The sequence below is a fragment of the Kosmotoga sp. genome (genome assembly GCF_982836095.1).
On the sequence record NZ_CEYIHJ010000112.1, the window covers coordinates 1 to 6482 of the forward strand.

Below are 6482 nucleotides of genomic sequence, written 5' to 3' on the forward strand. Positions count from 1 at the left end.
TAGATTGTCTCCTTGACTTGACATAGTAGGTGAAAGACCAGAGTAACGAGAGTCCGAGAAGCCAAGAGAACCAAGAGTCCGGGAGAGAAACTTAAAAAACTAATGAAACATAGAAATACTTAAAAAAAGATTGGTGTGATGTTTGTGGCATTTGTAGATATGGAACTATATGAAGTTACACTAAATTTTGTTGAAGAAATATACAGAATTACTAAAAATTTCCCTGATGAAGAAAAATTTGGACTCATAAGCCAAATGAGAAGGGCAGCAGTTTCTATACCATCTAATATTGCAGAAGGTAATGGAAGGAAATATTCAAAGGAATACGTGCATTTTTTATACAATGCTAGGGGATCATTGATGGAAATAAAAATCCAAATTGAAATTGCAAAGCGTTTGCTATATATTGATGAAGAGGAATATGATAATCTTACCAATCTAACTGAAAGAATAAGATTAATGCTACAGAAATTAATAGGGTCTATTCAAAGAAAAGCAAGTACAGATGAATAGCTTACTATTTCTCGGTCTTTCGGTTCTCGGATCTCGTGTTAGGAGGTTTTTAATGTCAAATCTACGTGGTGCATTGATTGGTTGTGGAAGGATAGGAATAAAAAAGCATATAGAGGCGTTTGCGGCTAATTCTGACAAAATAGAGCTCGTTGCGGTATGCGATATTGTGAAAGAAAAAGCTGAAAGAGCGGCAGATGAGTATAAGAAACGTTGTGGATTGTGGGTTGTAGGTAGTACGAAAGATAAAAAAACCGTAAGCGCACAACGAACAACGTACAACCAACAACGTATTCTCAAACCGCAAGTCATTACTGACTATTCTGAATTGCTTGATAAAGATATCGATTTTGTGACCATTGCCACAGAGAGTGGGAATCATTATCGTATAGCTATGGATTTTCTTTCTGCTAGGAAGCACGTTCTCGTTGAGAAACCGATGGCTTTGAGTACCAGCCACATGGACGAGATGATTTCTTTAGCTAAGGAAAAGCATCTAAAACTGGGTGTGTGTTTTCAAAATCGTTTCAATCCGCCTATACAAGAACTCAGAAAAAAAATCGAGAGCGGTGCCTTTGGCAAGATTTTCAATGCCACTGCAAGAATTCTCTGGAACAGGAATAAAGATTATTACAAACAATCTTCTTGGCGCGGAACCTGGGCAATGGATGGCGGTACCTTGATGAACCAATGCTCTCACAACATCGATCTTCTTCAGTGGACACTTGGAGGCGATATTGAAGAAATTTATGCGGTAACCAAGAATTTCAATCACAAATACATCGAGGCAGAAGATTTTGGTGCCGCAATTTTGAAATTTAAGAATGGTTCAGTCGGAATAATTGAAGGAACAGCGAATGTATATCCAAGAAACCTAGAAGAGACTCTCTCTGTTTTTGGTGAAAGCGGAACGGTAATTATTGGCGGTCTTGCTGTGAATAAAATACAGACATGGAGATTTCCCGGGGAAGATAGCCATCCTTTCATGAATCTTCCAGATCCTGAAACGGTATACGGGAATGGTCATATCACGTTATTTGCAGATTTTGCAAACTCCATTGTCCATGATAAAAAGCCTTATATTACGGGCGAAGACGGGAAAAAGGCTGTTGAGATAATTTTGGGAATATACAAGTCTGTAAAGGAAAAAAGGCCTGTGAAATTTCCAATTGAATTTTCGACGGAAGAAATGATTGGATTCAAGTTTTGAAAATAACAGCAAAAAGGTGATCTTCAGGATCACCTTTTTTATTTCGACTTTGGGTCTATTAGCTTGAAAAATTTATTTTGCTTTTATCTTAAGTGTATATTTTGACGTCTATGTCGCCTATAAATAATGCCTTCTGAGATATTAAATAGAATTTCTGTATTTCGTTCTTATATGCTATAGTAAGGTAACCGAACAATATTATTGGGGGGATGATAAACGTGATGGAGTTTATGAATACACCTCTCTTCGAAGAGCTTGAACGTGAGGAAAAACTGGGAAATTTTAGCAGGGCGCGACAGTTGATTATGCAGAAGCTCGAGTCCAGTTCCCTGCCGACTATGCTTAAAGCGCGCCTTGAGTTCGAACTTGAACGAATCGAAAGGTTGGTTAAAAATTATCCTTTTACCGAAATGGAAGCTAAGAAGAAATTATTTGAATCGATCAAAGACTTGTCTGAAAAGGAATATGATGAGCTCATAAATGCCGCTGTTTTGGACTACATTGTTGTTGAAGGCGAAAAGAGATTTGAGGCGAGATTTTTTGAGAACCTGCTTTTTGCCATACCTAAATACAAAAGTCGAACGAAGAAAGACGAAAAATCAGAAAAAGTGAGAGAGCTACTTTACAATCGTGTTGAATCTCTCCTTTCAGGTGATAAGCCCAAGAGCTATCGAGTCACCGCGGAAATAAAAGTTACACCTGATATCAGTAAAATCAAGGGTAATCATGTTAAGTGCTGGCTACCCTTTCCAAAAGTAGAAGCTCAAATTAGCGATGCTAAACTCATTGAAACAAGCCACGAAAAGTTTCTTCTGACTCCCAATGAAACGCCTCATCGCACTATCTACATGGAAGATGACCTGAAGGAAGGGCTTTATTTTAGGGTAAGATTTGAGTATGTTATCAGTGAGCAATATACCACTGTAAACCCTGATAAAGTAAAAGCTACTTTTTCGCCCGAACTTTCGAAATACCTTGTTGAACGACCTCCCCATATTGTTTTCACACCTTATTTGAAACAACTTACAAGCGAAATAATAGGAGGCGAAGAGAACCCCTATCTCAAGGCCAAGAAACTTTATGAGTGGATAACACACAATGTGAGGTATTCTTATATGCATCCATACGCTCTGTATGAAAACATCCCCATGTTTGTCGCGTCAAATTTAAGAGGCGATTGCGGTGCACAAGCTTCTCTTTATATAACATTATGTAGAATTGCTGGTGTGCCTGCAAGATGGCAATCAGGCTGGTATGCGAATCCTGCTTTTGCTTCACCACATGATTGGACCATGTTCTATGTTGAACCTTATGGCTGGCTTCCAGCTGACCTATCTTTTGGGGGTGTAAGACCTGAAAGACCAGACTTTGTCAATAAATTCTACTTCGGAAACCTCGATGCCTTCAGAATGGTAGCAAATTCTGAATATATGGCAGATTTTCAGCCAATAAAAAGATTCTGGCGTTCGGATCCTTATGATAACCAGGTAGGTGAACTGGAAACAGAGGTTGAGAATATATACAACGATGCTTTTAAAGTGGAAATGAAGATAATTTCCTTTGAAGAGATTGAGAATTAAAGGGGGAAGAAATATGGGAAAGATTAAAGATATCAAGTTCATTATGAAAGAATATCAGTATGAGAAACCTTTTCATATTGCAAATAGTATATCCGCTGGGAGTAAGAATCTCGAGGTCCAGGTATTCCTTGAAAACGGGGTTGTTGGCTATGGCGAAGCAGCGCCATCTTACCGTGTGAACGGTGAAAGAGTGGAAACTTTCCTCTCATTACAGCCCTTTGTAAAAGAACAGCTAGTTGGGATCGACATAAGAAACTATAGGCGAATTTTCGATATCATGGATAAGCTAAGATGTGCCTCAAGTGTAAAAGCAGCAGTACAATTTGCTGCACTTGATGCTTTTAGCGAAGAGATAGGTGCCCAGGTTTATCAGCTTCTTGGTGGAGCAAAAGATGAGATAGAAACGGACAAAACTATCGGCATTGATTCTGTGGAAAATATGGCAAAAGAAGCAGAATTGCTTTTCAAATCGGGTTTTAAGTCAATTAAGATAAAAGTTGGTGAGGAACTCAAAAAGGATATTCGGGTTATGGAAGCCATACATGAAGTTTCAAAAGGCGCAAAATACATCGTTGATGCGAATACTGGGTACACCCCTAAAGAGGCTATTACTTTTGCAAGGGAGATTTACGCCCGTGGAATAGATATAAATGTGTATGAGCAGCCTGTGCAGGCACAGAATATAGAAGGATTGAAACTGGTAAGGTATAACTCACCTTTTCCGGTTGCTGCAGATGAGAGCGCAAGAACTAGATACGATGTTTTAAGGCTAATAAAAGAGGACGCGGTGGACTTTGTGAATATAAAGCTTATGAAATCCGGTATTTCCGATGCCCTTGCAATTGTAGAAATGGCGAATACCGCTAAAATTCAACTTATGATTGGCTGCATGAGTGAATCCAGTGTGGGTATTAATCAGAGTGTTCAATTCGCGCTTGGGACAGGTGCTTTTGCATTCCACGACCTTGATTCTCACCTAATGCTTCTCGAAGACAAATTCAGGGGAAAGTTTTTACAGGATGGGCCAAAGATAAAGGCAAAGTAAAGCAATATTTCTGATTATAAGTCAAAAGACAACTGAATATAGTAGAATAATGCATCTTGCGAAAGGATTTGCAAATATGAATAGAATGAATAAACTCGACCCGATGATCTCATCAAAGGATGCCAACGAAGCTTTTAATGCCATAAGCCATGCCATAGCAGCCGTAATAGGCCTTACTGGTATGATTTTACTAATTATCTTTTCTGCCCTTCAGAAAAAGTGGCTTCACGTTTTCAGCTTCAGCCTGTATGGTTTCAGTGTATTCTTATCTATGACTATGAGCAGTATTCTACATTTTTTTATCTGGTTCAAGAGATACTTCAAGGTTTTTGGAATACTCGACCACAGCGCGATTTATCTGCTAATAGCGGGTACCTATACTCCTTTCTGCCTTGTTGTTGTCAAAGGCACTTTAGGTTGGTCTATTTTTGGAATTATTTGGGCTCTTGCAGTGGTGAACATTGTATTGAAAGCCGTATTTTTTTCTAAAATGCCTTTATGGCTCTCCATGGCCGGCTATCTGGCCATGGGTTGGCTTTCTTTGCTTCTCGTTTATCGTGTATATTTGCTTTTGGGTATAAAAGTTGTTCTTTTGATGATAGCAGGGGGGCTTTTTTACACAATCGGCGCAATGATATTTATTAAAGAAAAGCCCAATCTCTTTCCGGGGCGATTTGGGAACCATGAACTCTGGCATGTGCTTGTAATGCTTGGCAACATTTCTTTCATGATTTCAATGTTTCTCTATGTATTGCCATATTAGCGCAACTTAAGAGAGGGATTTATTAATTCACTGAACCATGATAAAATATATTCGTCTAAGGACTATGGGGGCGAAACGGTTTCGACGGGGTCAGTGAACCCGTGGGAGCGAGTCGGGGTTTCCGGAACCTCGTTAAAAAGCCGGAACAATAAAAGTGCCAACAATGAATTTGCTCTCGCTGCTTAATTAGATGAAGCAGCCGTCCCTGCGGAAGCCTGATCCGGAATTCCGCAGAAGGGCGTCATAACTCCGGATCTTACCTGAAACGAAGCCTCGACGTTTCAGGGACATTTTAGAGGCTCGGAAAGATTCACTTTGTCTGCGTAGTGGGTCTTTCGACATCGAACGCAGGCTGCGCTCGGAGAGCCTACGGGGGATCTGACTTCGGACGCGGGTTCAACTCCCGCCGCCTCCACCAAATCAAAACGGGGAAAACCCCGTTTTTTTCTTTTTGAGCGATTCTTCTAAAATGCTAAAATTGTTTGGATTGCGAAAATGGAGCATGCGGAGGGGAAAAATGGCTTCACTTGATCTCACTGCAGTACAGGTTGAAATCAATATAGATGACTATTTATCGAAAGAAAGGATGAAAGAGGCTTTCTCTTATTATCTTATGAAAGCCATGAACGAATGGAACGCTGAAACTCATCTTGTGGTTTTTCCAGAATTTCTGGGGACTTTTCTATACCCCGGATTGTTTTCAAAGATTGACAATCCTAAAAGCTTGCTTCAACTCTTGATGAAGTATGTACTGAGAAATCTTAGTTTCAAGTCACTGAATCCATTCAAAGGAGCCTTTTTGAAGCACGCCCTTTTCGTTGAAAAGCTATATCGTGAGGCCTTCTCAGAATTAGCCTGTCAATTTGGGACATATATTGTAGCTCCCAGCATTCTTCTCCCGGAGATCACTTTTGAATCCGAGAAGGGTTGGCATATTATTGGGCACAGGTTGTATAACATGAGTTATTTTTTCAATCCCTCAGGGCAGCTTCTTGCCAAAATCAAGAAACAGCGACTAACAGCTTCAGAAACAAAACTCATTTTCTCCGAAGGCGAAAGCGAATATCCTCGAACTATTACTACTTCTTTTGGGAAAGCAGGTGGGCTAATTTGTTATGATATGTTTTTTCAAAATATCATTCAGACAATTGATGCTGCCGGCGCAAATATCCTTGTAGTACCAAGTTGCAACTTCGCCTTGTGGAAATCTCCCACGAGATATTTCCCCGAAAAAACCCAAGAACAAATCTGGTTTCTACATGGAACCATAAAAGCGAGCAAAGACCGTGAAAACATAAGATATTTGGTTAACGCCATGGCAGTGGAAAAACTGGGTAAAGATACAGCCGAAGGAAGATCCAGTATCTGGAAGAA

At 39.8% G+C, this 6482-nt stretch carries 6 protein-coding genes and 1 other RNA gene; all 7 read left to right on the plus strand.

The annotated features are described in order from the left end of the window. Positions 1 to 138 precede the first annotated feature (138 nt). Complete coding sequence (locus tag AC3LHT_RS07715; RefSeq protein WP_488662478.1) at positions 139 to 513, plus strand: four helix bundle protein; 375 nt, start codon at positions 139 to 141, stop codon at positions 511 to 513. A gap of 52 nt (positions 514 to 565) precedes the next feature. Continuing rightward, positions 566 to 1720, plus strand: a complete 1155-nt coding sequence (locus AC3LHT_RS07720; RefSeq protein WP_488662479.1) for a Gfo/Idh/MocA family protein — start codon at positions 566 to 568, stop codon at positions 1718 to 1720. Positions 1721 to 1941: 221 nt separating this feature from the next. Further along, entirely contained in the window at positions 1942 to 3300 is a 1359-nt protein-coding gene (locus tag AC3LHT_RS07725) for a transglutaminase-like domain-containing protein (protein ID WP_488662482.1), read from the plus strand. Between the two features lie 13 nt (positions 3301 to 3313). Beyond that, positions 3314 to 4345 (plus strand): L-Ala-D/L-Glu epimerase, encoded by a 1032-nt coding sequence (locus AC3LHT_RS07730; protein WP_488662480.1) that lies wholly within the window; start codon positions 3314 to 3316, stop codon positions 4343 to 4345. A gap of 76 nt (positions 4346 to 4421) precedes the next feature. Beyond that, positions 4422 to 5108: a PAQR family membrane homeostasis protein TrhA gene (gene trhA, locus AC3LHT_RS07735; protein ID WP_290645645.1), complete on the plus strand. Its 687-nt coding sequence runs from the start codon at positions 4422 to 4424 to the stop codon at positions 5106 to 5108. 66 nt (positions 5109 to 5174) lie between these two features. Then, positions 5175 to 5526, plus strand: a transfer-messenger RNA (tmRNA) gene (ssrA, locus tag AC3LHT_RS07740). 99 nt (positions 5527 to 5625) lie between these two features. After that, positions 5626 to 6482, plus strand: an 857-nt coding sequence (locus AC3LHT_RS07745) for a nitrilase-related carbon-nitrogen hydrolase (protein ID WP_488662481.1), incomplete at its 3' end; no start/stop codon positions are given.

What these genes read in the sequence shown, in the direction of transcription:
- AC3LHT_RS07715 (WP_488662478.1), top strand. Translation starts at nt 139, where the DNA reads ATGTTTGTGGCATTTGTAGATATGGAACTATATGAAGTTACACTAAAT.
- AC3LHT_RS07720 (WP_488662479.1), top strand. Translation starts at nt 566, where the DNA reads ATGTCAAATCTACGTGGTGCATTGATTGGTTGTGGAAGGATAGGAATA.
- AC3LHT_RS07725 (WP_488662482.1), top strand. Translation starts at nt 1,942, where the DNA reads ATGGAGTTTATGAATACACCTCTCTTCGAAGAGCTTGAACGTGAGGAA.
- AC3LHT_RS07730 (WP_488662480.1), top strand. Translation starts at nt 3,314, where the DNA reads ATGGGAAAGATTAAAGATATCAAGTTCATTATGAAAGAATATCAGTAT.
- trhA (WP_290645645.1), top strand. Translation starts at nt 4,422, where the DNA reads ATGAATAGAATGAATAAACTCGACCCGATGATCTCATCAAAGGATGCC.